This is a genomic window from Pseudarthrobacter sp. 05T312, assembly GCF_056396685.1.
Genome location: NZ_JBFTLY010000007.1, coordinates 1 through 23,048, shown reverse-complemented (window position 1 = coordinate 23,048; position 23,048 = coordinate 1). Strand labels below are relative to the sequence as shown.

General features: G+C 68.8%; 19 protein-coding genes and 1 pseudogene. 8 read left to right on the top strand and 12 right to left on the bottom strand.

Annotated features, from left to right (window positions below):
• Window positions 1-7: 7 nt before the first annotated feature.
• Complete coding sequence (locus tag AC1DIP_RS11315; RefSeq protein ID WP_477733802.1) at window positions 8-853, bottom strand: DUF1684 domain-containing protein; 846 nt, start codon at window positions 851-853, stop codon at window positions 8-10.
• Window positions 854-946: 93 nt separating this feature from the next.
• On the opposite strand from AC1DIP_RS11315, the gene AC1DIP_RS11310 reads away from it, so the two are divergent.
• The 3 genes from AC1DIP_RS11310 (at window position 947) to AC1DIP_RS11300 (ending at window position 4,807) form a co-directional block, all read left to right on the top strand.
• Window positions 947-1,486 (top strand): hypothetical protein, encoded by a 540-nt coding sequence (locus AC1DIP_RS11310; protein ID WP_477733801.1) that lies wholly within the window; start codon window positions 947-949, stop codon window positions 1,484-1,486.
• A 113-nt stretch (window positions 1,487-1,599) separates the two neighbouring features.
• Window positions 1,600-4,407 carry a phosphoenolpyruvate carboxylase gene (gene ppc / locus AC1DIP_RS11305; protein ID WP_477733800.1) on the top strand — a complete coding sequence of 936 codons (2,808 nt, stop codon included), beginning with the start codon at window positions 1,600-1,602 and terminating at the stop codon, window positions 4,405-4,407.
• Window positions 4,408-4,501: 94 nt separating this feature from the next.
• The gene (locus tag AC1DIP_RS11300; RefSeq protein WP_477733799.1) at window positions 4,502-4,807 is read left to right on the top strand and encodes a hypothetical protein; all 306 of its coding nucleotides are present in this window, start codon (window positions 4,502-4,504) and stop codon (window positions 4,805-4,807) included.
• On the opposite strand, the gene AC1DIP_RS11295 is transcribed toward AC1DIP_RS11300, so the two are convergent.
• Window positions 4,804-5,427 carry a DedA family protein gene (locus AC1DIP_RS11295; RefSeq protein ID WP_477733798.1) on the bottom strand — a complete coding sequence of 208 codons (624 nt, stop codon included), beginning with the start codon at window positions 5,425-5,427 and terminating at the stop codon, window positions 4,804-4,806. The two genes, AC1DIP_RS11300 and AC1DIP_RS11295, sit on opposite strands and share 4 nt — an antisense overlap.
• A 34-nt stretch (window positions 5,428-5,461) precedes the next feature.
• Here AC1DIP_RS11295 and AC1DIP_RS11290 point away from each other — a divergent pair, with 34 nt between their 5' ends.
• A complete protein-coding gene (locus tag AC1DIP_RS11290; protein WP_477733797.1) occupies window positions 5,462-5,986 on the top strand; it encodes an O-acetyl-ADP-ribose deacetylase in 525 nt (174 codons plus the stop codon).
• On the opposite strand, the gene AC1DIP_RS11285 is transcribed toward AC1DIP_RS11290, so the two are convergent.
• Window positions 5,983-6,966 (bottom strand): RluA family pseudouridine synthase, encoded by a 984-nt coding sequence (locus AC1DIP_RS11285; protein ID WP_477733876.1) that lies wholly within the window; start codon window positions 6,964-6,966, stop codon window positions 5,983-5,985. The two genes, AC1DIP_RS11290 and AC1DIP_RS11285, sit on opposite strands and share 4 nt — an antisense overlap.
• A 216-nt stretch (window positions 6,967-7,182) precedes the next feature.
• Between AC1DIP_RS11285 and AC1DIP_RS11280 the strand changes: the two genes are divergently transcribed.
• Window positions 7,183-7,818, top strand: coding sequence for a helix-turn-helix domain-containing protein (locus AC1DIP_RS11280; RefSeq protein ID WP_477733796.1), 636 nt, complete (start codon window positions 7,183-7,185; stop codon window positions 7,816-7,818).
• Window positions 7,815-8,507: an SRPBCC family protein gene (locus AC1DIP_RS11275; RefSeq protein WP_477733795.1), complete on the top strand. Its 693-nt coding sequence runs from the start codon at window positions 7,815-7,817 to the stop codon at window positions 8,505-8,507. The genes AC1DIP_RS11280 and AC1DIP_RS11275 overlap by 4 nt, the downstream gene beginning before the upstream one ends.
• A gap of 123 nt (window positions 8,508-8,630) precedes the next feature.
• Here the strand turns inward: AC1DIP_RS11275 and yczR are convergent, their stop codons facing one another.
• On the bottom strand, window positions 8,631-10,127 hold the full coding sequence (yczR, locus tag AC1DIP_RS11270; protein WP_477733794.1) for a MocR-like transcription factor YczR: 1,497 nt from the start codon (window positions 10,125-10,127) through the stop codon (window positions 8,631-8,633).
• Window positions 10,128-10,187: 60 nt separating this feature from the next.
• Between yczR and yczE the strand changes: the two genes are divergently transcribed.
• Window positions 10,188-10,808, top strand: a complete 621-nt coding sequence (yczE, locus tag AC1DIP_RS11265; RefSeq protein WP_477733793.1) for a membrane protein YczE — start codon at window positions 10,188-10,190, stop codon at window positions 10,806-10,808.
• A gap of 16 nt (window positions 10,809-10,824) precedes the next feature.
• On the opposite strand, the gene AC1DIP_RS11260 is transcribed toward yczE, so the two are convergent.
• The 5 genes from AC1DIP_RS11260 to AC1DIP_RS11240 all read right to left on the bottom strand — a co-directional run bounded on the left by AC1DIP_RS11260 (window position 10,825) and on the right by AC1DIP_RS11240 (window position 19,408).
• Window positions 10,825-11,655 carry an Fpg/Nei family DNA glycosylase gene (locus AC1DIP_RS11260; RefSeq protein ID WP_477733792.1) on the bottom strand — a complete coding sequence of 277 codons (831 nt, stop codon included), beginning with the start codon at window positions 11,653-11,655 and terminating at the stop codon, window positions 10,825-10,827.
• The gene (locus AC1DIP_RS11255) at window positions 11,648-16,777 is read right to left on the bottom strand and encodes an Lhr family helicase (RefSeq protein ID WP_477733791.1); all 5,130 of its coding nucleotides are present in this window, start codon (window positions 16,775-16,777) and stop codon (window positions 11,648-11,650) included. The genes AC1DIP_RS11260 and AC1DIP_RS11255 overlap by 8 nt, the downstream gene beginning before the upstream one ends.
• A gap of 408 nt (window positions 16,778-17,185) precedes the next feature.
• Window positions 17,186-17,842 (bottom strand): DUF4232 domain-containing protein, encoded by a 657-nt coding sequence (locus AC1DIP_RS11250; protein WP_477733790.1) that lies wholly within the window; start codon window positions 17,840-17,842, stop codon window positions 17,186-17,188.
• Window positions 17,843-17,943: 101 nt separating this feature from the next.
• Window positions 17,944-18,696 (bottom strand): YcnI family copper-binding membrane protein, encoded by a 753-nt coding sequence (locus AC1DIP_RS11245; RefSeq protein WP_477733789.1) that lies wholly within the window; start codon window positions 18,694-18,696, stop codon window positions 17,944-17,946.
• Window positions 18,697-18,775: 79 nt separating this feature from the next.
• The gene (locus AC1DIP_RS11240; protein ID WP_477733875.1) at window positions 18,776-19,408 is read right to left on the bottom strand and encodes a hypothetical protein; all 633 of its coding nucleotides are present in this window, start codon (window positions 19,406-19,408) and stop codon (window positions 18,776-18,778) included.
• A gap of 182 nt (window positions 19,409-19,590) precedes the next feature.
• Here AC1DIP_RS11240 and AC1DIP_RS11235 point away from each other — a divergent pair, with 182 nt between their 5' ends.
• Entirely contained in the window at window positions 19,591-19,938 is a 348-nt protein-coding gene (locus AC1DIP_RS11235) for a hypothetical protein (RefSeq protein WP_477733788.1), read from the top strand.
• Between the two features lie 75 nt (window positions 19,939-20,013).
• Here the strand turns inward: AC1DIP_RS11235 and AC1DIP_RS11230 are convergent, their stop codons facing one another.
• The 3 genes and pseudogenes from AC1DIP_RS11230 to AC1DIP_RS11220 all read right to left on the bottom strand — a co-directional run.
• Window positions 20,014-20,658: an NADPH-dependent F420 reductase gene (locus tag AC1DIP_RS11230; RefSeq protein WP_477733787.1), complete on the bottom strand. Its 645-nt coding sequence runs from the start codon at window positions 20,656-20,658 to the stop codon at window positions 20,014-20,016.
• A gap of 196 nt (window positions 20,659-20,854) precedes the next feature.
• Window positions 20,855-22,570, bottom strand: a complete 1,716-nt coding sequence (locus AC1DIP_RS11225; RefSeq protein ID WP_477733786.1) for a thiamine pyrophosphate-dependent enzyme — start codon at window positions 22,568-22,570, stop codon at window positions 20,855-20,857.
• Window positions 22,571-22,607: 37 nt separating this feature from the next.
• Window positions 22,608-23,048 (bottom strand): annotated as a pseudogene (locus tag AC1DIP_RS11220) (amino acid permease); the annotation flags it as partial.

Below are 23,048 nucleotides of genomic sequence, written 5' to 3'. Positions count from 1 at the left end.
GAAACCCCTACTGGATGGGGTACGGCTCCTTCTCGCCGGCTTCCACCCGGAGGTCCAGGCTGTTGTTCTTCACGGGCATGGGGCAGGTGCCGTACGGGGTGAAGGCGCTGGGGTAATTGATGGCCCGGTTGAAGTCCAGCACCACGGAGCCGTCCGGCCGCGGCCTGGGGAGGGAGAGTTTCCGCCACTCGTCCGTGGTGTCGCCGTTGGTTTCGTCGTGGAACGTGACGGTCAGGGCGCCGAGCTTTTCTTCCTCCGCCTGGAGCCGGAACTCGTGACCGCTGCCCGGGAGGCGGAAGACCACCTCGCCTACGCTGCGGTGCACGCCGTCAACCAGCGGGTTCGCGGTGCCGATCGGCACATCCACCGGCGCAGGGTAGGGCTCAAACCTGCCGGTGACCTCCCAGTCGGGGTCGTACGGAAAGGTCGGCACGCCGTCGAATTCCGTGAAGACCGGCGATGCCGCGTCCCGGGTGCGGATCGCGTACCGGCCGCCGCGCATGGCCAGTTCCACCACCACCTGGTCCCCGTCCGGGCCGCCGAACTGCACCCACATCAGCGATTCCTCATCCGCCAGGACGGCGGATACAGTGCCGTCCACCGTTTCCCCTGTCTCCACCAGCGTGAGCCCGTCGGCCGGAACCGCAGTGAGGAACGCCGTCGAGCCCGTGGCGTCACTGGACCACAGGCCGGGGGCCAGTTCGACGGCGGACGGTGCGTCTTCGAGCCACTGGAAGGAGGTGAGGGTAAGCCAGCCGTGCGGCGTTGCCAGGGCTTTGTTGCGGTTGGCGCGGAAGCGCTGCCAGCGCTCCTCCCTGGCGGCTGGAGCGGTGGTGGCTGGGGTGGTGGTCATGGTTCCTTCCGGTTGCGTATGCCTTCGGCTACAACCGGATCGCCGGCATGTTCATTCCGCCGCTGATTCCTTTGTCCGGGGTTGAATGGAGAGGTGGACATCCTTGCGGAAGTGAATCGGGAGTGGCTTGCCGCGCTCACCTGGCTGGCGGCCGCCCTTGCCGCCGCGGGCGTCCTGGCGTGGCGCCGCCGGCGGCCGGACCTCGCAGCGCCCTCCGCCGTCGCCGTCTTCATGGCAGCCAATGTGGGCGCCGGCATCTACGTCCTGAACCACCTCGCGGACGGGCGCTGGGGCGGGGACGCGCAGGCGAAACTCGCCCCACCCGAACTCTCCGGAACCCCCGTGGTGGGCCAGTTCCTGCAGCCGCTCGATGGAGCCATGGCAGGGATGGCCGGCGGGGTCAACGATTTCATCGACTTCCGGGCCGCGCTGCCGGTGGCACTGGATTTCTTCGCGGCCGCCGGCTGGGCGCTGGCCCTCCTGGTGCCGCTGCTGCTCACGGCTGCCGTGGTCCAGGCCGGAAGGGCCCGGCGCCGCTCGGCGGAGGCTGCCGCCTGGCAGGACGAGGTGCAGAACCTACGGGCTGAACTCGACGCCGTCAAACGGCATGTGGGGTACCGCGACATCTTGTGAGACGGATTCCACTGAGGCGAGGCACCGGGGGTAGCATCTTTAGCTAGTAACGTGGCTCACAGTATCCAGCGCAGTGTACGAGCCAAGTCCGAATCCCTCGAAAGATTGTTTCAATGGCTCACACTGCAACACCTCCCGAGACTGACCTTGCCTCCGAACTGCGCGCGGATGTCCGGCGCGTGTCCACCCTGCTGGGCGAATCGCTGGTTCGCCAGCACGGACCGGAGCTCCTGGACCTCGTGGAGCAGGTCCGGCTCCTGACCAAGGAATCCAAGGAAGCGGCGCGCGGCGGTGCGCACGCCACCGGGCCCTGGAGCGCGCACGACGTCGTTGCCCAGGTCCGCGAACTCCTCGGCTCCCTGCCGATCGAGCAGGCAACCGACCTGGTGCGCGCCTTTGCCTTCTACTTCCACCTGGCCAACGCCGCCGAACAGGTCCACCGCGTCCGCAGACTCCGGACCCGGGCCGAAAAGGACGGCTGGCTTGCCAAGACGGTGGCGGACATCGCCGCGCAGGCCGGCCCGGACGTGCTGCAGGAAGTAGTCAACGGCCTGGACGTGCGGCCCATCTTCACCGCCCATCCCACCGAGGCGTCCCGCCGGTCCGTCCTGGACAAGATCCGGAAGCTCTCCGACGTCCTGTCCCAGTCCACTGCCGAAGGGTCAACCGGCAGGCGCCGGCAGGACCGGCAGCTGGCCGAGATCATCGACCAGATGTGGCAGACCGACGAGCTGCGCCAGGTCCGGCCCACCCCCGTGGATGAGGCCCGGAACGCCATCTACTACCTGGGCGGGATCCTCACCGACGCCATGCCGGAAATGCTGTCGGAGCTTTCCGAACTGCTTGGGGAACATGGCGTCAGCCTCGCCTCCAAGGACGCGCCCATCAGGTTCGGCTCCTGGATCGGCGGTGACCGCGACGGCAACCCGAACGTGACCGCGGCCGTGACCCGCGAGATCCTGCAGATCCAGAACCAGAGCGCCATCCGGATCAGCATCGGCATGATCGATGAGCTGATTTCCATCCTGTCCAACTCCACGGCCCTGGCCGGTGCGGATGACGCTTTGCTGGCATCCATTGACGAGGATCTGAAGAAGCTGCCGGGCCTGGACAAGCGGGTCCTGGAACTCAATGCCCAGGAACCGTACCGGCTGAAGCTCACCTGCATCAAGGCCAAGCTCATCAACACGGGCAAGCGGGTGGCCGCCAACTCCAACCACGAGCATGGCCGCGACTACAGCGGCACCGAGGAACTCCTGGCTGACCTGCATCTGCTGGAGCTCTCGCTCCGCAACCACTCCGCGGCCCTCGCCGCGGACGGCTCCCTGGCCCGTGTCCGCCGCGCCATCGCCTCCTTCGGCCTGCACCTGGCCACCCTGGACATCCGCGAACACGCTGACCACCACCACGACGCCGTTGGCCAGCTGATGGACCGAATCGGCGGCCCCGGACTGCGCTACGCCGAGCTGAGCCGTGAGGAACGCTTCGAGGTGCTCGGCTCCGAGCTGGCGTCCCGCCGCCCGCTGTCCGGCCACCCGATCAAGCTCGACGGCGCCGCCGACGGCACCTACGACGTCTTCCGCGAGATCCGCCGGGCCCTGCGCATGTATGGCCCGGACGTCATCGAGACCTACATCATCTCCATGACCCGCGGCGCCGACGACGTCCTGGCCGCCGCCGTCCTGGCCCGCGAAGCCGGCCTGGTGAACCTCTTCGGCGACAAGCCGTACGCAAAGCTCGGTTTTGCGCCGCTGCTGGAAACGGTGGAGGAACTGCGGGCCTCGGCCGAGATCGTCGACCAGCTGCTCTCCGACCCGTCCTACCGCGAACTCGTGCGGCTGCGCGGGGACGTCCAGGAAGTGATGCTGGGCTACTCGGACTCCAACAAGGAATCCGGCGTGATGACCAGCCAGTGGGAAATCCACAAGACCCAGCGCAAGCTGCGCGACGTCGCCGCCAAGCACGGCGTCCGCGTCCGCCTGTTCCACGGCCGTGGCGGTTCCGTGGGCCGTGGTGGCGGACCAACCTACGACGCCATCCTGGCCCAGCCCAACGGTGTCCTGGAAGGCGAAATTAAGTTCACCGAGCAGGGCGAAGTCATCTCGGACAAGTACTCCCTGCCGGAGCTGGCCCGCGAAAACCTGGAGCTGTCCCTGGCCGCCGTGCTGCAGGGGTCTGCCCTGCACCGGAACCCGCGGACCTCCGAGGACCAGCGCGAGCGGTACGGCCACGTCATGGAAGCCATCTCCGACGCGGCGTTTGACCGCTACCGGAAGCTGATCGACCACCCGGACCTGCCCGCCTACTTCATGGCCTCCACCCCGGTGGAGCAGTTGGGCTCCCTGAATATCGGTTCCCGCCCGTCCAAGCGTCCGGACTCCGGCGCCGGCCTCGGTGGCCTGCGCGCCATCCCCTGGGTATTCGGCTGGACCCAGTCCCGGCAGATCGTGCCCGGCTGGTTCGGCGTCGGCTCAGGGCTCAAGGCCGCCCGCGAAGCCGGGCACTCGGCCCAGCTGGTGGAGATGATCGACCACTGGAACTTCTTCAAGTCCGTGCTGTCCAACGTCGAGATGACGCTCGCCAAAACGGACATGGATATCGCCGGCTACTACGTGTCCACCCTGGTCCCGGAGGAACTTCACCACCTGTTCCGCACCATCCGGGAAGAGTACGAACTCACGGTCGCCGAGGTGCGAAAGCTCACCGGCGAGAACATCCTCCTGGATGCCCAACCCACCCTGAAACGCTCCCTCGAAATCCGCGACCAGTACCTGGACCCCATCAGTTACCTCCAGGTGGAACTCCTGCGCCGCATCCGCACCGAAGCAGGCATCACCGGGGCCGAGATCGATGAACGCCTCCAGCGGGCCATGCTGATCACCGTCAACGGCGTGGCGGCCGGCCTCCGCAACACCGGGTAATTCATCCTGATGCCCTATCACTTGTGGTCCCTAACAGGCGCTGTTAGGGACCACAAGTGATGGAGCATCCGGGGGTTTGGATAGGGTTGGAGGCATGCCTTCCTTCCAGACCCGCCTCAAGATCACCGGGCTCCGGCCGGGTAATCCGCCCGAGTCCGTCATGGACGCGGCCGTGGAGGCGCTGGGCACCCGACACCACGTGGAGGCGCACCAGCTGCAGATCGCCGGAGGCGTGCCGCAACTCAACCTTCGGTTCCTCGTGGAGGCGAGCGAGTACAGCGGTGAGAACCGCCAGGCGGTGGACTCGGCAGCCATGATGCGCGACGCCGTCGAACGCGTTGCGCTGACAGGTTCACTCAGCGTGCTGCGGCGCAGCCGCGGCAAGTGGCTGCCGGTCTAGCCTGCGTCGGGGAGGGGCTCGTCCTCCACCGGGGACCGGTCGCCGCGGCGGCGGGTGACAAGGATGCCCACGACGGCGCCGATCACCAGGCCGACGGCCACGCCAATCAGGGAGCTGGCCCAGAACGGCAGCCTGGTGGTTGAGCCGGTGAAGTAGCCCAGGCCCACCAGCCAGCAGGCCCAGAGGACGGCGCCCAAGCCAGCGCACAGGCTGAAACCGCGTACCGAGACATTCGCCACGCCGGAGGCTGCCGCCGTGGCAAGCCGGCCGCCCGGGATGAACCTGGCCCCGATGATGGTGCCGTATGTCGAGGAGCGCCCGGCTTTGGCCAGCGCCGCGTGGATGCCGCTGTGGACCCGCCGGCCCCACCGCCAGCGGTCCAGCACGTGGCTCAGCCGCCGGCGGAACAGGTTGAACACCACCATGTCGCCCAGCCATGACGCGACGGCGGCGAGCACCAGCACCAGGAACACATTGGCCCGGCCCTCCGCGGACAGCGCGCCGCCGGTGATCACCAGCATCTCGGACGGGATGGGCGGAAAAATGGCATCGCCGATCACGACGGGGACAACCCAGAAATAGAGGGCCGTCCCCCAGCTGTCAACGCTGCCGAAGTCCATTGCCACAAGGTACCGCACTTGGGAAACTGGCGGCATGCGGATCTCGGTCCTGCAGGGAGACATTACGCAGCGGCGGGTGGACGCGGTGGTGAACGCCGCGAATTCCTCGCTGCTCGGCGGCGGGGGAGTGGACGGTGCGCTGCACCGGGGCGCCGGGCCGGAACTGCTTGAGGCATGCCGGGAACTTCGCTCCGCCAGGCTGCCGCACGGCCTGCAGACCGGCGCCGCCGTGGCTACGCCGGGCTTCCGGTTGCCGGCCCGCTGGGTGATCCACACGGTGGGACCCAACCGGCATGCAGGGCAGACCAACCCGGCGCTCCTGGTGTCGTGCTTCAGTGAGAGCCTGCGCCTGGCTGAAACGTTGGATGTCCGGGAGCTGGCCTTCCCCGCTGTGGGAGCCGGGGCTTACGGGTGGAGCGCCGGGGCCGTTGCCGCGGCGGCGCTGGAAGCGCTGGCCGGTTTCCGGGCCGCCCATCCGGCCGGCGGGGTGGAGCTAGTGGAGTTCGTGCTGCGCACCGCGGAGGTGGAGGCGGTGTTCAGGGACGTCCTCGGGGCCTAGGCCCGTCCCCGGACCGCTTCGCTGAGTTCCAGGCTGCTGCGGTATTCCACGGGCTTTCCCGAGACCGGGTCAACGAACCGGATGCCGCGGGCCAGGAGCTGGAGCGGCCTGGCGTAGTCGTCCGGGGCCTTGTCCAGCAGGTCCGGATAGAAGGCGTCATTCACGATCCCCAGCCCCAGCGAGGCCATGTGGACCCGCAGCTGGTGGGTCTTGCCGGTGTGCGGTTCCAGGCGGTACCTGGCCAGGCGCTGAGCTGTACCCATGGCGCCTGTATCGGTGCCGCCGGCACTTGCCGGTGCGCCGCCGTCGAACGTTTCCAGCCGCTCAATCCTGGTTTCCGCGTTCGGTTCGCCGTCGATGACCTCCGCCAGCAGGTAGCTGCGGGACTTGGTCATCCGGTTGCGGACCACCACGGGGAAGTCGACGGCGGGGTGCCCCGGCGCGGGCTCGGCGGCGGAGACGCACTCGTACTCCTTCTGCACCTGCCGCTTTTCGAACAACACCTGGTACTTCCCCCGGGTCAGCGGGTTGGTGGAGAACAGCAGGACCCCGGCGGTCATGCGGTCCAGCCGGTGCATGGGGATCAGGTCCGGCAGCTCCAGCTGGTTGCGGAGGCGCACCAGGGCCGATTCCTGGATGTAGGTGCCGCCCGGCGTGGTGGGCAGGAAGTGCGGCTTGTCCACCACCAGCAGGTGCTCGTCCCGGTGCAGGATGCTGATCTCCACCGGCAGCCGCGTCTCGGGCGGTAACGTCCGGTAGTACCAGATGAAGGTGTGGTCCTCTAGCCTGGTGTGCCGGGTCAGTGGTACGCCGCCCTCGCCCACGATCTCGCCGGCGTCGAACCTGTCCTCGATGCCCTGCGGGTCGATGTGGCCCCAGCGGTGCATCATGTAGTCCATCGCGGTCTCCCACGGGCCCTCCTCCGGAAGGCGCAGGCGCGTGGCATTGACGCCGTCGCGGACGGGGAGGGGGGATTGCATCACCGGTCCATTCTACCGGCGCTGCTGCGGCCGGTCCGGCCCGCTGCCGGCCGCCGAGCCGCCGGGTTCGCCGGAGGCATGCGAGCTCGCCGGAAGTTTACGGCGACCCGGCAGCGTTCCGTCGAACTCGGTGATAACCATGGACGCCCGCGCCGGCGACATCCGACGATAAAAAAGTTCTTGACAAAAAAAGTTGTCGGTGGGCACACTGGTGGCATGCAGGACATTGCAGTCATCGAGGACCCGGCAGCCGCCGAAGCATCCCTGGACCCCATCCGCACCCGCATCCTGCGGGAGCTGGTGCAGCCGGCGTCAGCCACGCAGCTGGCGGTGCGCGTCGGCTTGCCCCGGCAGAAAGTGAACTACCACCTCAAGGCGCTGGAGCGGCACGGACTGGTGGAACTCGTGGAGGAGCGGCGCAAGGGCAACGTGACCGAGCGGGTCCTGCAGGCGGCGGCGGCCTCCTATCTGATCTCGCCGTCTGCCCTTGCCGCCGTGTCCCCGGACCCGGGCCGGTTCTCCAACCGCTTCTCGGCTTTCTGGCTGCTGGCGCTCGCCGGCCGGATGGTGCAGGAAGTGGGAAAGCTCATCACCGGTGCCGCCGCGGCCCGGCAGAAGCTGGCCACCTTCGCGATCGACGGCGACATCACGTTCCGCACAGCCGCGGACAGGGCCGCGTTCGCCGAGGAGCTCGGCGTTGAGGTGACCAGGCTGGTGGACAAATACCACGACGCCGGCGGGTCGCCGCGCGGGCGTCGGCACCGGCTGGTGGTGGCGCTGCACCCGGCACTCAAAGAAACCAATGCCTCCACGGCAACCAACGAAACAGCAGGCAAGGAGCAGGACAAATGAGCGACAAGCGGGACTTCGAGATCGTCCAGGACACCGAACTGCCCGGCACCCCCGAGCGGGTGTGGGAAGCCGTCACCAGCGGAACGCCGGCGTGGATGTTCCCCACGGACCAATGGCCGGCAGTCAACACGGTGGAGGAATATCCCCACCACCTGGTGTCCCGGATGGAGGGGCCGGACGGCTGGTTCAACCAACTGGAGCACGTGCTGGAGCCCCTGGACGGCGGCCGGGCCCGGCTCCACTACGTCCACAGCGGCATCTTCGCGGACGACTGGGACCAGCAGTACGACGGCGCCAGCCGCCACACCGAGTTCTACCTGCACACGCTGGGCCAGTACCTGCAGTACTTCGACGGCCGTCCCGTGGTGTTCACCGACATCCAGGCGCCCGACGCATCCCGGGCCTCGGACGGCTTCACCCGGCTCCGTGAGGCGCTGGGTGCAGGCTCGGCGGAGCAGGGCGCCACGGTTGATGTGGAGCTCGACGGCGTGGGGCGGCTTAGGGGCGACGTGGATTTCTCGAATGAGCACTTCCTGGGCATCCGCACGCCGGACGCGCTGTACCGGTTCTTCGGCCGCAACGCATGGGGTGCCCCCGTGGGCATGACGGTGCACGATTTCAGCGGCGCCGGCGACACGGAGGCCACCGCCAAGGCCTGGGGCGGCTTCCTGGAGCGCGTGTACGGGTAGCTACCGCTTCCCGTTTCGCGCCCAGATCGCCGGAACGGTGCGGGGTCGCCGTTTCTTTCCGGCGGTTACGCACCGTTCCGGCGATTCCGGTGGCGGAGAGTCGGGCGAGTCCGGTGGCGGCGCTTAGGCGATGGCGACGGCGGGAGCCTGGGTGAGTGAGCGACGCAGCTGGGGTGCGGCGTCCAGCCGGTCCTGTGCTGCCCGGAGGGCCAGGACGGCCACCTCCAGTTTGTCCGGCGGAAGCGTGAAGGGCAGCCGCAGGTTGCGTTCGAAGGCGCCGCCGATTCCGAACCGGGGTCCGGCGGCCAGCCTGATGCCGTAGTCGGGGGCCAGGACCGTCAGCGCCGTGCTGATGGGGGCCGGGAGCCGGCACCATACGGAGAGGCCGCCGGCGGGCGGAGCCACCTGCCACGTGGGAAGGTGTTCCGCCAGGAGATCCAGGAGGGCCGACCGGTTGCGGCGCAGCGTCTGCAGCAGGGCAGGCAGCGGTTCTTCCAGCGCCCGCACCAGATGGGCTGCCGCCAGCTGCTCCATGACGGGGCCGCCCAGGTCCAACGTGGTCCGGGCCGCCGCAAAGCGCTGGATCATGGATTCCGAGGCACGGATCCAGCCGGTGCGCAGGCCGCCCCAGTGCGACTTGCTCAGTGATCCGATGGACACCGCGGTGCTTCCGAAACCCGCCAGGGGAGTGGTGGCAACGCCGTCGAGGTTGAGATCACGGAGGGTTTCGTCCGCCACCAGCACGGTTCCGGCCGCGGCGGCCGCGCGGGCCAATTGGCGGCGCTGGGCATCAGGCATGATCAGGCCCGTGGGGTTGTGGAAGTCCGGGACCAGGTAGGCGAGTTTTGGCTGCTGCTGGACCATGGCGGCTTCCATCGCGGGCAGGTCCCAGCCGGAATCGGCGAAGGCCACCGGCACGGGGCGGCACCGGGCGGAACGGATGGCATCCAGCGCGTGCGGGTAGCTGGGGTGCTCCACCAAGATCCGGTCCTGCCGGTCAGCCAGGGTGCGGATGATGATGGTCAGGGCGTGCTGGGCTCCGGAGGTCACCATGATCTGGCCCGGCTGGGTTGGCACTCCGGCGGCGCTGTAGCGGTCCGCGACCGCCTGCCGCAGCGGCAGCAGTCCCAGGGCGTCGTAGCCAAACCCGGGCAGCAGTGCCGGGAGCTCCGTCAGCGCTGCGGCGAAGGCCCGGTGCACCACCTCGCCGCTGGCGGGCAGCGCCGAATAGGCCAGATCAACCAGGCCGCCCGGCGCCGTGAGTCCGGGTGCGGTGAGCCCCGGCGCCGCCAGCGCGCCGGTGGACGGAGGCTGCGGACCGAAGAGGGCTGAACCAAAAGGGGTCAATTCCGGAATGCGGGTGCGGCCGCGGCTGCCCTGGCCGCTGCTGAGGAATCCCTGTTCCCGAAGGCTTGAATACGCCGCCGTTACCGTCGTCCTGCTGACATCCAGTGCCGCGCACAGCGCGCGTTCGCTGGGCAGCGCCGTATCCAGCGGGATCCTGCCGTCCAGGATGAGCAGCCGGACGACGTCGGCGAGTTCGCGGTATGCCGGCCCCGTACCGGTGTTCCACGGGCCGAGGAGGCGCGACAGCGCGAGGGCGGTAAGGGCAGCAGCCATGTAGCCAGTATTTCAGACTGGCTCTGTAATTCAATGCCAGTTGGCTGTGATCATGGTTCCATGATGACCCGCAGACTTGTCCAGCTCTTCACCGGCCTCGCCATGTACGGCATCTCCCTGGCCATGTTTATCCGCGCCGGCCTGGGCCTGGATCCGTGGGACGTGTTCCATCAGGGGCTGGCCAACCGGACCGGGCTGAGCATCGGAGTGGTGGTGATCGCCGTGAGCTTCCTGGTGCTGCTGCTGTGGATTCCGCTGCGGCAGATGCCCGGCTTCGGCACGCTCTGCAATGCCATCCTGGTGGGCGTCTTCGCGGACATCGGGCTGGCACTGATCCCGACGGTGAGCCACCTGGCCGCCCAGATCGGAATCCTCGCGGGCGCCGTGCTGGTCAATGCCGTGGCCTCTGCGTGCTACATCGGTGCCGGTTTCGGGCCAGGTGCCCGCGATGGCCTCATGACCGGTCTTGCCCGGCGCACTGGATGGACGGTCAGGTTTTCCCGGACACTGATTGAGGTGACGGTGCTGGCGGCCGGCTGGCTGCTGGGCGGATCGGTGGGTGTGGGCACTGTGGTCTACGCGCTGGCGATTGGTCCCCTGGTCCACCTCCTGCTGCCGCGCTTCGTGGTTGGCACCGGCAAGGCCAGTGCCGCCAAGGAACCCACCACGGCGAACTGCTAAAGCGGCGGGCAGCACGTCAGGCAGGCGGGGGCTGGCACCTCGGACAGAAGTAGATGTCCCGCTCCTCTTCGCCGTTCGGCTTGCCGAGGAGCCCGCGCTGGATGGGCGTGCCGCACTTCAGGCACGGCCGCCGCTCTCCGCCGTAGACCCAGTAGCCCGGCCTGCCCGCCATCCTGCCCACCGGCATGCCCCGGCTATTGAGGATCGTGACGCGGCGCCCCGCACCCAGGTTGACCTCCAAAAGCTGCTTGGCGTCGGTCATCATGGTCCGCACGTCCGCCACGTCGGCAACCGGGGTGGCGGGATGCACTCCCGACAGGAAGCACGCCTCGCAGCGGTAGATGTTTCCGATCCCGGCAAGGTTCCGCTGGTCCAGCAGCGCGACGCCGATGGGAACCTCGGGTCGGGACCTGACGCGCCGTTCGGCCTCATCCAGGTCCCAGTCCGGGCCCAGGAGGTCCGGGCCGAGGAAGCCCACAATCGAATCCTCATTGGCGGTGGCCACAACTTCCACGATGCCCAGTGAGAAGCCGACCGCGTCCGCCACCGCCGTGCGCAGGACGCACCGGGCCGTGTAACCCGGCTTCCGCCACCTCCCGCCGGGCGGATAAACCTGCCAGGCGCCTTCCATCTTCAGGTGCGAGTGTATGGTCAGCCTTTTGTCCTCGGGGCTGACCACACGCATCAGCAGGTGCTTTCCCCTGGGGACCACTTCCTCCACGGTCCAGCCTGAAAGGTCCAGGGTGGCGAACCGGGGGACGCGGAAGTCAGAGGCAATCAGTGTCTGGCCCGCCAGGGCCTCATGCAGCTGGTGCGCGGCCCGCCAGACAGAATCCCCCTCAGGCACGGATCCTCAGGCCTTTCGGGGTGGAGTAGGCTCCGGCGGCGCTGAGGGCAGCGGCAACAGGGGTGTCGAGGATGCCGTGGCCGTTCACCTTCTCCATGATCAGCTTGTCCACCGCCCCACGGGTCACTACTCCCACCAGCGCTGCCCCTGCCGCCGCGAGGACGGCGTCGTCGTCGCTGAAGGCCAGCAGCGTCTTTCCGCCGCGCTCCACGTAGAGAACCAGCGCCCCGTCCACCAGCACCACCAGCGCCCCGGCTTTGCGGCCGGGGCGGTGCCCGGTGCCGGCGTCGTCCTGCGGAGCGGGCCAGGGGAGTGCGGCACCGTAGGGGTTGGCTGGATCCGTGGCAGCGAGGGCCAGGGCCACGGGTTCGGCCTTGGCCAGCCCGGTGTCCTCCGAGTAGGAGCGAAGCCGGTCCACGGTGGCCGGCACTGCGAACTGGGCGGCGCCGAGGTGCTCGATAAAGTAGCCGCGGCGGCAGCGGCCGGCTTCCTCCAGCCGGGCCAGCACCTTGTACATGAGGCCGAAACCGCCCAGGATCTGCTCAGCCATGACCGAGCCCCTGGTGACTACGCCGTAGCGGTCCAGCAACAGTTCCGCGGTGGCACGGGCGTGGATGGTGGCATCGAGTTCAGGCTCGGGCAGGGCAGACCACCGGCCCGCGGCAGTGGGCGGGGTGGCCGCCCCCTGCGATCCGTACCGGCCGCCGGATAGTCCGGGGGATCCCATCAGGCCGGTGCCATGGGAACGGCCCAACCGGCTCAGCCGTGGTGCCCTGGCCCGCGGTGCGCGGGCCACCTGGCGGTGGGCGGTGTGGCCTCCGGCAATCAGGGCCCGCACCGGGGCGAAGGTGTCTCCGGTGATCCGGCCGGCCCAGGCCAGGTCCCAGAGCGCAGCCACCACCTCCTGGTCGCTGAGGACGGCGTCCATGCCCCCGGCCACCTCGGACAGTTGCCGGAAGAAATAGCCGCCACCGTTGTTCCGCAGGTGGTCCAGGAGCCGTTGGCCGGCGTCCCCTGGTTCGAACTCGGGGGACGGGTTCAGCGTGAGCTCCACCGAGTCCGCCAGGTGGAGGCTGATCCAGCCGTCGTTCCCGGGAAGCGCCCCCGCCCCGGACCACAAGACCTCACCGGCAGCCATCAACTCATCCAGCATGGCCGGCTGGTAGTTGGACACGCGGGTGGACAGTACCAGGGGTTCCCACGCCGAGGCGGGAACGGGTACTCCCGAGAGCTGGTCGATGGCAGTGATGATGCCGTCCAGTCCGCGCAGCGAGGGCTGTCCGCGGCCGCCGCCAGGGGTCCTGACATGTTGCCATGCCGGCAGGAAGCGGCCGTAGGCGGCGGCATCCACCGGTTCCACTTCCGCGCGCAGGGCAGCCAGGGAACGACGGCGGAGCTTGCGCAGCACTTCGGCGTCGCACCACTCGCTGGCGATGGTATGCGTCGTGCCGGCGGGGGAGCCCGCCCCAACGGGCGGCAGTTCATCCGCTGGCTGTGTTCCGGCCTCAATGCCGGATTCCTGCGCGGACTCCAGGGCGGATGCCTGGGCGGTCCCATCCTTCGGTTCGTCCTGCGGTGGGGGCGCCGCCTGCGCGGCCCCGGGCGGGGTCACGTGCGGCCGGAATTCGCCTTCCACCACGCGGCCGTCCGCGGCCAGGCGTTTCAGCGCGGTGCCCACCACGGCCACGCCCAGGCCCAGCCGGGCCGCAGCTTCCGCCGCGGTGAAGGGGCCGTGGGTGCGGGCATACCGGGAGACCAGGTCGCCCAGGGGATCGGCAACCGGCTCAATGAAGGCCAGCGGAACACCCATCGGCAACGGCACGCCGATGGCATCGCGGAGGCGGGCAGCGTCCTCCACCGCAGCGAAGCGTTCCACGCCGCCGATGTTGACCTTGATGGCACGGTTGGCCCGCTGCAGCGCCAGGAGGTGGGCGGTGGCTTCCGCCACAGTGGCGGAGGGAGTTTCGGCGCGTGCCGTCTCCACGGCCTCAGCCACCGGTTCGGCGGACTCATTGGCCGCGGTTTCGGCGGCCTCAGCCACCGGGGTTTCGGCAGGTTCCAGCCGCACAGCGGCCTCTTCCGGATCCAGGGGCCCCAATAGCCGCAGCAGGTCCGCCATGCCTTCCATTCCGCGGGCACGGCGGTCCGTGGCAAGGCGCTGCAGCTCGCGTTCGGTGGCGTCGATGACCTTCGCGTCCAGGAGTTCGCGCAGTTCCACCCTGCCCAGCAGCTCATTGAGCAGCGTGGAGTCCAGTGCCAGCGCGGCGGCGCGCCGCTCCGCGAGCGGGGAATCGCCTTCGTACAGGAACTGGGCCACGTAGCCAAACAGAAGGGACTTGGCGAACGGCGAGGGCTGCTGCGTGGTGGTCTGCACGATCCGCAGTTCCCGCCGTTCCACGGATGCAGCGATGTCCTTCAGCGCCGGCAGGTCGTAGACGTCCTGCAGGCACTCGCGCACGGTCTCCAGCACGATCGGGAAGGTGGGGTATTTCCTGGCCACATCCAGCAGCTGGGCTGACCGCTGGCGCTGCTGCCACAGGGGCTGGCGCTTGCCGGGGGTCTGCCGCGGCAGCAGGAGCGCCCGTGCCGCGCATTCCCGGAACCGGGAGGCGAAGAGGGCGCTGCCGCCCACCTCGGCGGTGACGATCTGCTCCAGTTCCTCGGGATCGAAGAGGAACAGTTCCGCTCCGGGCGGTTCGTCCTCCATCATGGGCACCCGGAGCACGATGCCGTCGTCGGCCGCCATGGCCGAGCCGTCCAGCCCGTAGCGCTGGTGCAGCCGCTGCCCCACGGCCAGGGCCCACGGTGCGTGCACCGGCATGCCGAACGGGCTGTGCAGGATGACCCGCCAGTCGCCCAGTTCGTCGTGGAAGCGCTCCACCACCAGCGTGGTGTCGCTGGGGACCACTTCGGTGGCCAGCTTCTGCTCGGTGAGGTACTGGATGAGGTTGTTGGCGGCGAAGTCGTCCAGCCCGCTGGCCTTGCAGCGCTCGATGGCCGGGCCGGCGTCGGACGCTGACAGCTCGCGCACAAACGCGCCCAGGGCGCGGCCAAGGTCCACCGGCCGGCCCAGCGAATCACCCTTCCAGAACGGCAGCTTCCCGGGCTGCCCGAACGCGGGGGAGACCAGGACGCGGTCGTGCGTGATGTCCTCGATCTTCCAACTGGTGGCGCCCAGGGCAAAGACGTCACCCACCCGGGACTCGTACACCATTTCTTCGTCGAGCTCGCCCACACGGCGGCCGCCCTTGGGTGCGCGGGCCGGTTTGCCGTCCTCCGCGGGGGAGGCCGAGCCTTCCTGTTCGGTGCCGATGATGTAGACGCCGAACAGGCCGCGGTCCGGAATGGTGCCACCGGACGTCACAGCCAGGCGCTGGGCTCCCGGCCGGCCCTCGATGGTGCCGGCGTTGCGGTCCCAGATGATCCGGGGTCGGAGCTCGGCGAATTCATCCGATGGGTATCGACCGGCCAGCAGGTCCAGGGTGGCCTCGAAGGCCGACCGGGGGAGGGACGCGAAAGGCGCCGAGCGCCGGACCGTGCTGAACCATTCCTCCACGTCGATGCTGCCCAGCGCCGTCGCCGCCACGGTCTGCTGGGCCAGGATGTCCAGCGGGTTGGCCGGGATGCTGAGCCGCTCGATCTTGCCGTCCAGCATGCGCTCCACCGTGATGGCGGTGTGGACCAGGTCCGCGCGGTGCTTGGGGAAGAGGACGCCCTGCGAGATTTCGCCCACCTGGTGCCCGGCGCGGCCCACCCGCTGCAGGCCGCTGGCCACCGAGGGCGGCGACTCCACCTGGACCACGAGGTCCACGGCACCCATATCAATGCCCAGTTCCAGGGATGACGTGGCCACCACGCAGCGGAGCCGCCCGGATTTCAGGTCGTCCTCGATGAGCGCACGCTGGTCCTTTGAAACCGAACCATGGTGGGCGCGGGCCAGTACCGGATCGGCCCCGGCCGAGCTGCCGGCCTGGGCCATCATGTGTGCGGGCGTGGCGGTTGACGCGGGAATGCCCGACGCCGGTTCCCCCGCAGTGCCGGGTACGGCTTCCTGCCCTTCCGGGCCGGGCCCGTCCCAGCCGCCGCCCACGGCCACCAGCTGGCGCTCAGCGTAGATCTCGTTGAGCCGGGCGGTGAGGCGCTCGGCGAGGCGCCGGGAATTGGCGAAGACGATGGTTGACTGGTTGGCCAGCACCAGGTCCACGATCTTTTCCTCCACATGCGGCCAGATGGACGCCTGCGGCTGCAGCCCGGACGCCGGACCGGAATCGAACGCCCCGGCCGCGCCCTGCAGGTCCGACATGTCCTCCACCGGCACGGAAACGGTCAGGTCCCAGTTCTTCCGGGCCGGCGGAGCGACGATTTCCACCGGGGCCGAACCCGCAAGGAACTGGGCCACGAGTTCCCGGGGCTCCACCGTGGCGGAGAGCCCGATGCGCTGCGCGGGCTTGGGCAGCAGCGCATCCAGCCGCTCCAGCGACACGGCAAGGTGTGCTCCCCGCTTGGTGCCGGCAACTGCGTGGACCTCGTCAATGATGATGGTGTCCACCTCGGCCAAGGTCTCCCGGGCCTTTGAGGTGAGCATGAGGAACAGGGACTCGGGGGTGGTGATGAGGATGTCCGGTGGGTTGCTGAGGAGCCCGCGGCGCTCGGCTGCGGGGGTATCCCCGGACCGGACCCCCACGGTGATCAGCGGCGCGGGAAGCCCCAACCGCTTTGCGGTCTGGGTGATGCCGATCAGTGGGGAGCGGAGGTTCCGTTCCACGTCCACGCCCAACGCCTTCAGCGGCGATATGTAGAGGACGCGGGTCTTGCGCTTGGGTGCCCGCGTGCGCTTGCCTTTGGCCGGCGGTTCCTCCGGGGCAGGCCCGGGGGCGTGCGACGACGAGACCAGGAGCCGGTCCAATGCCCAAAGGAAGGCGGCGAGCGTCTTTCCGGAGCCGGTGGGAGCCACCACCAGGGCATGCGAGCCGGAGGAGATGGCGTTCCAGGCGCCGGCCTGTGCCGGCGTCGGCTCCGAAAATGCGCCCAGGAACCAGTCCCGGGTGGGCCGGCTGAACTGGCCCATGGGCGTAGCCGTGCCGGAGGCGCCGCCGCCGGCAGGACGCTGTTCCTGGTTCATGCCTCCATCATGCCCCACGGCACCGACACCCAACTCCGAGGCAGCCGCAGGCCCTGACCTCGGCAGCACACTTCGCTACCCAGCCCGCGTTGCTGCTTGGCGGCGCCCCACCCTGGGCCCATCCACTCACGCAGTTCCAGCCCGCGGCAGGTCGTTGCCGGCAGGGGTGCAGGCCGCGGACAGCCGCAGGTTCTTCCGCCACACGTCATCTCCACCCTGCCTTCGTAGGCAGCCTTCACACGGCGGTTTCGTCAAGTACCCGCCGTCGGCAGCCTTTTGCTAAGTGTACTTATGAAATTGGGCTTTGGTTCGACGGCGTCCCAACAGGAAACGAAAGGCGGCCCGGCTTCTGAGCCGGGCCGCCTTTGCGTCATTCGGGAGCTTGCCACGAGGCGCGAAGCCAAGCGGTCAGGCGGGCTGGAATGCTCCAATGCTCAGCAGGGCAATGTCCGCGTTGCTGCAGGCCGTGGTGGGCTCCGGGATGAACAGGGAGTCGGTGTCCTCCGGCGGGTAGATCCTGTACCCGGCGGCGTCCACGGCTGCGCAGCCCTGGTAGTTGCGGGCCTGCGTGTACCGGAGGACTGCGGTGCCGGTCTGGCCGGGGGCCAGGAGGACGTCAACGACGCCGGCGGAGTCGTCCCGGGCCGCGGGGGCGCCGATGGGGGCGCCGGTGGCGTCCGCTACGAGGGAGACGCCGGGGTAGCCGCGAAGGATGCAGGGTTCGGAGCCCTTGTTGGTGAGGTTGAGCTTCATGTAGACACTGCCGGCCGCGCCGCCGCCGGATGCGTCAGTTGCGGCGGTGAGCCCGGCCGCCTTGCACAGCCCCGGACCGCCTGCAGCGGAGGTGGCTGGGGCGGGTGAAGCGGGCGTCGACGTTGCCGGTGCCGGGGAGGATGGAGGCGGCGTGGACGCCGATGACGTGGCGGACTGGCTGGCCGGCCCGGTGGCGGGCGTGGTCGTCGTCTGGGACTGTGGCTGGCTTGGCCCGCACGCGGTGAGCAGCAGCGCCGCAGCAGCGGCCGCCGTCGTCAAGGCAAACCCCTGGGAAATTTTCTGAGACCTCATGGCACCACCTTCGCGGTAGCCGTTGCCCGCGTCAACGATGCCACATGCGGTAACAGCAATTTGATGCCCGGATCGTGATGATCCGGGCATCAAATGCGTCCCTACTTACCGCCGGTGGGCGCGTGGCCGGTTGTGTCCGCTGCCGGTGTGCGGCGTCCGCCAAGGCTCCGGAACAGGGCGGCACCGCCCAGGGCCAGTCCGCCCACCCCGGCAGCAAGCCCCGCCCAGCTCCGGGCCTCGGCGCCGGTACCGGTCACAGACGCTGCCTGCGCGGTGGCGTGCGCTGTCCCGTGGCCATCTCCGCCTGCCCCGGCGGTAAGGGTGATCGACGGTGCGGGTGCCTTGAGCCCGTGCGGGTCCTGCCCATCGGCGGCGATCTGGGACCAGTCCGTCTGGCCGCTTTCACAGGTCTGCAGCGTGGGGAAGTGCAGGGTTGCGCCGGCACTGTCCGGAAGGTGCACGGACAGGACCAAGGCGTCGCGGAGTTCAGGGCTCAGCGGCGCTTTGGCGGTGTACACAATCTGGCTGGTGCGCTTGGTGATGCTGGAACCGTCGGGAAGCTTCCGGGGTTCGGCGAACTGTTCGGTCACCTTCTCTGCAGTCCAGTTCGGGTTGACCGTGGGCTGGGCATCGTTCAGTTCCTGGGGCAGCGTGATGGCCACCTTGGTGGTGGGGGACGTATCGCAGCCATGGGGGATTCCGAACGTCAGCAGCGCATAGGCGCCGGCGTCGGTCTTGTCTGGCGTCACGCCAACGTGGGCGGAAGCACCGGCCGCGCCCGCGAGCAGCAGGGCAGCTGCGCCTGCGGCGGCTGCGGACGTGGTCAGGGCACGGCGAAGGAATGGGGTTGTCATGGGTTGCCTTTCGGGCGCACGCCTCTGGGCGAGGGGTGCAAAAGTCTGGTCCCCGGCGCCGGGAGGCCGGTGCCGGGCTTTAAAGCGGAAGTACGACGGCGGAAGGCGGGCCGCGCCGGCTGTCCTGGCGCAGGTTGCGCCAGGGGGAGCGGCACACGGGGGCGTGCCGGAAGAGTCCGTCCAGGCGGACGGCGGGCAATGGTGCAACGGCGCGGGGAAGGCCCGCGAAAGGCCGGAGCCAGGCGGCGAGTGCCCACAGGGCAGCTTCGCCCTTGGCCAGGAGCAGCGCGCAAACCAGGGTCGCTGCCGCGTGGGCCGCGAGCATGAGGGGTGCCCGCCCGGGGTCTGCCGGACTCAGGTGTTCCGCGAGTGGAGCAAAGCCGTTCAAGGCGAGCAGGCTGTCGCTGTGCAGGTGGGTTGCCGCTGCCCCCGTTGCCGCCCCCGGGAGCGGGGCGGAGAAGGCGGTGAGGAGCTCGTGCAGCGCAAGCTGGCCGCCGGCCAGGAGTGCGGTCATGGCGGGGAACGAGAGCCGGAGCCGGGTGGCCACAGTGCTGGCCAGCCCGGTCAGCGCCAGGACGGCAAGGAGGATTCCGGTCGGCGGCAATTGGCCGCCGGCCGCGACATGGGCGGCGGCGGCGAGGGCAAGGGTGCCTGCCGCCAAAGCAGAGGCGCGCAGGAGGTGGAAGGGTGCCCGCGGGAGGGAACCACGCACGGCTGCTCCTCCTGCTGTGAGTCGGCGCTTCGGGTGCAGGGCCGGTTCCGCTTGCTGGTCCGGAACGAAGGTTCCGGCCATTCAGATTCTATCGGGAATACCGGCTGTGCCGGGCCCTGTGACGGCGCGGAGGGGCAGCGCTAGACTGCCAGCGTACGTGTTGGCGATCGAAGGAGAAGTTCATGGACTACACCGGAAGCCAGTCGGAGAAGGTCGTCCAGGCCGGTGAACTGGGCCGCAGCCACATTGGGCAGACCATCAGCTTCCAGCCGAACGAGTTCACCGTCGTCTTCGGGAAGCTCGCCGGCATCGCGCGGACTGAGGCCATGGTCTACCTTTCCCTGGCGGGAGTGGGAAACGGCACGCACCTGAAGGATGAATACGACCTGCCCGTGACGCATGAGGTCTACGTGCCGGTGGATGTCATTTCCAACGCGGAATCGACCATCAAGGACCTGTTCGGGAAGGTCCAGGAGAACCTCCGGGGTGCCGGCCATAAGGGTGGCGAGGACCGGACTGACCGGCTCTAGCCGCCCCTGAAGGCGGAAGGCCGGCACGAACGTGCCGGCCTTCCCGTCTGCCTGTCCTGGTGCGTGCTTCGCGGGCTACGCCGCGGCAACGAACCTCAGGGCCGAGTTCCACTGGAACTGCGGCAGCTGCTCATTGGCTGAGAGCAGGATGTTCAGGAAACCGGTCTGTTCCAGCTGCCGTGCGCGGCGGAGCGGTCCCACCATGATGGGGGTCAGGCCGGCGGCAGAAGCGAAGGCGGCCACGGCGGCGACAGCGTCGTCATCGTCGCCGGCAACCAGGACGTCCAGCGGCTGGCCGGCCACCTTGCCCGCACCCAATGCGGCGGCGAAGGTGGTGTTGAACGCCTTGACCACTTTGGCTCCGGTGGTCTTCTGCAGTTCTTCCGCGGCGGAGCTGCCGGCGGGAACGGAGAGGCCTTCAAAGGTGGAGAAGTCCACTGGGTTGGTGATGTCCACGTAGACCTTGCCGTCGAGGCTGTCGCCGTAGCGGGCCACGATGTCCTTGGCGGCGTCGAAGTACACAGCCGGGATGACGATGGAACCGGTGATGGCGTCGCCCAGCACGCCGGTGCTCACCTGGCCTGTGAATTCCGCGGCCAGGGCGTCGGCCGTGGCCTTGTCCCCGTGGGCCAGGATCTGGACACTGTTGCCTCCGGCGACGGCGCGGGCTGCAAGTCCGCGGGCCATGTTGCCGGTGCCAATGATGGTGATGTCAGTCATGATGTTCTTCTTTCCAAGGAGGCGGGATAGGAAATTCACTGAAGTCCTTCGTTGAAATGCCCTTACTTGAAGCTTCAACTACAGTAGGTGCCGTTCTATTCCGCTGACCGGCATTAAACCCAAACGGACGACGGCGGGAGGTCCCGCCGTCGTCCGGGTCACCGGAGGGGACCGGCGGCAGCAGCCGCCCGTTACCCTAATACGCCTTGACGCGCTGCTCCACGATGAGGTGGATAAGGGCGAACACCCCGTCATCGTCGATGGCCGCCAGCGCGGCATCCAGGGCGGCCGGCACGTCCCTGTCCTCGGTGACGGTGATGCCGAAGCCGCCGAAAGCCCTGGCCATCAGCGCGAAGTCCGGGTTCTTCAACTGCGTTCCGGAGACGCGCTGCGGGTAGTGACGTTCCTGGTGCGTGCGGATGGTGCCATATTCCTGGTTGTCCATGACCACCACCAGGGGCGTCGCACCGTACTGGGCGGCGGTGGCGAGTTCCTGCCCGTTCATAAGGAACTCGCCGTCCCCCGCGATGGTCACCACCCGCCGCCCGGGCTCAGCCAGGGAAGCGGCGATCGCGGACGGTACCGAGTACCCCATTGAGCCGTTGCGGGCGCTGATCATGGACGCGTAGCGGCGGGTGGGGAAATACCGGTGGGCCCAGTTGGTGTGTTCCCCGGCCCCGAACGTCACCATCGCGTCCCCGGGCAGACGGGGCACCAGGTTGGCCATCAGCGTGTCCATCCTCGCCTGGCCCGGAGCCGGCACCGCAGAAGGGAGCGCCGCGAAGCTTTCCTGCTCGGCGCGCATTCTGGCGGTCCAGGCCTTCCACTCCTCCTTGACCGGCAGGTCGATGCCCGCCAGGTCGCGGACGAACGCCTCCGGTTTGGCCAGGATCTGCCGGGACACGGGTCCGGACCGCCCGCGCAGGGACGGGTCCGCCGTCACCAGGAAGTTCTTCTTGCTCCAGTCCTGGCGACACACGAATCCGTCAGTGATTACATCTCCCGGCACCGTGCCCACGAACACAAGGAGGTCGGTCTCCTCCAGGAGGTCATAGGTGGGGCGCGGCCGGCCGTACCCGATGGGCCCCACGTAGGACGGCGAATCAAAGGACACCGTGCCCTGCGTGCGCCATTCGGCGGCGGCCGGGATGTGGTGCCGCTCCAGCCAGGCGGTGAGCTGCCCGGCTGCCTCCTGCGTCCAGTCGTTGCCGCCGGTGACGAAGAGCGGCTTGCTGGACTCGGCCAGGGCAGCCTCCAGCGCCGCGGAGTCCGTGCCGCTCAGGCCCCCTGCGGCTACGGGTATCGCAGGGTGGAGAACCGGGCTGACCTGCTGGCGGATCACGTCCTCCGGCAGGCCGACAACCACGGGCCCGGGCCGTCCGCTCATCGCGGCAAACATGGCCTCGGCCACGATCTCGGAGGCCCGCTCCGGATGGTCCAGGACCATGACGCGCTTGGCGCCGGTATCGAACCAGGACTTGATGTCGAATTCCTGGAACGCTTCCCGGTCCCGGTGGGCGAACGGGATCAGGCCCACGAAGAGCAGCATGGGGGTGGAGTCCTGCCAAGCGGTGTGCAGGCCCACATGCGCATTCGCGGCGCCCGGTCCCCGGGTGACCATCGCTACGCCCGGGCGCTGGTGCATCTTGCCGTCCGCCTCCGCCATGTATGCGGCCCCGCCCTCATGCCGGCAGACGATGGTTTCGATGCTGGACTGGTGCAGGCCGTCCAGCACGTCGAGAAAGCTCTCGCCGGGAACCACGTAGGTGCGTTCCACACCGTGGGCCACCAGCGAATCGACGATGACGTGCCCGGCGGATTTGAGGGCGGGCGCCATGGCGTCCTGGTGGTGGACGACGGCGGCGGGCTGGGGACGGGATGTGGTCAGGGTGGGCTGCGGCTCTGGTGTCATGGTCTTTCTTCAGCTCGGAGGATTGGAGGCGTTGTGGTCAGGAAATGGGCGTCCGGTTGGCGATCACGGGGGATGTTCCGGTGTAGCCGTCGCGGGTTTCGGCGATTTGGCGGATGCGGTGGCGGCAGGCGTACCAGCCGAGGACCATGAGGATGGAGGCGATGGCGGTGACGAGCATGGTCAGGGGTGAGTCGATGAAGACCATGATGAGGACGCCGACGAGGAAGAGCAGGGAGAGGTAGCCGGTGTAGGGGGCGCCGAACATGCGGAAGGAGGGGCGTTCGACCCAGCCTTTGTCGGCCCAGCGTTTGAGTTGGATTTGGCATAGGACGATGGTGGCCCAGGTCATGATGATGCCGACGGAGGCGATGTTCAGGACGATTTCGAAGGCTTCGGCGGGGACGAGGTAGTTCAGCGGGACGCCGAGGAGGGAGACGGTGGCGGTGATGGCGATGCCGCCGTAGGGGACGCCTGCTTT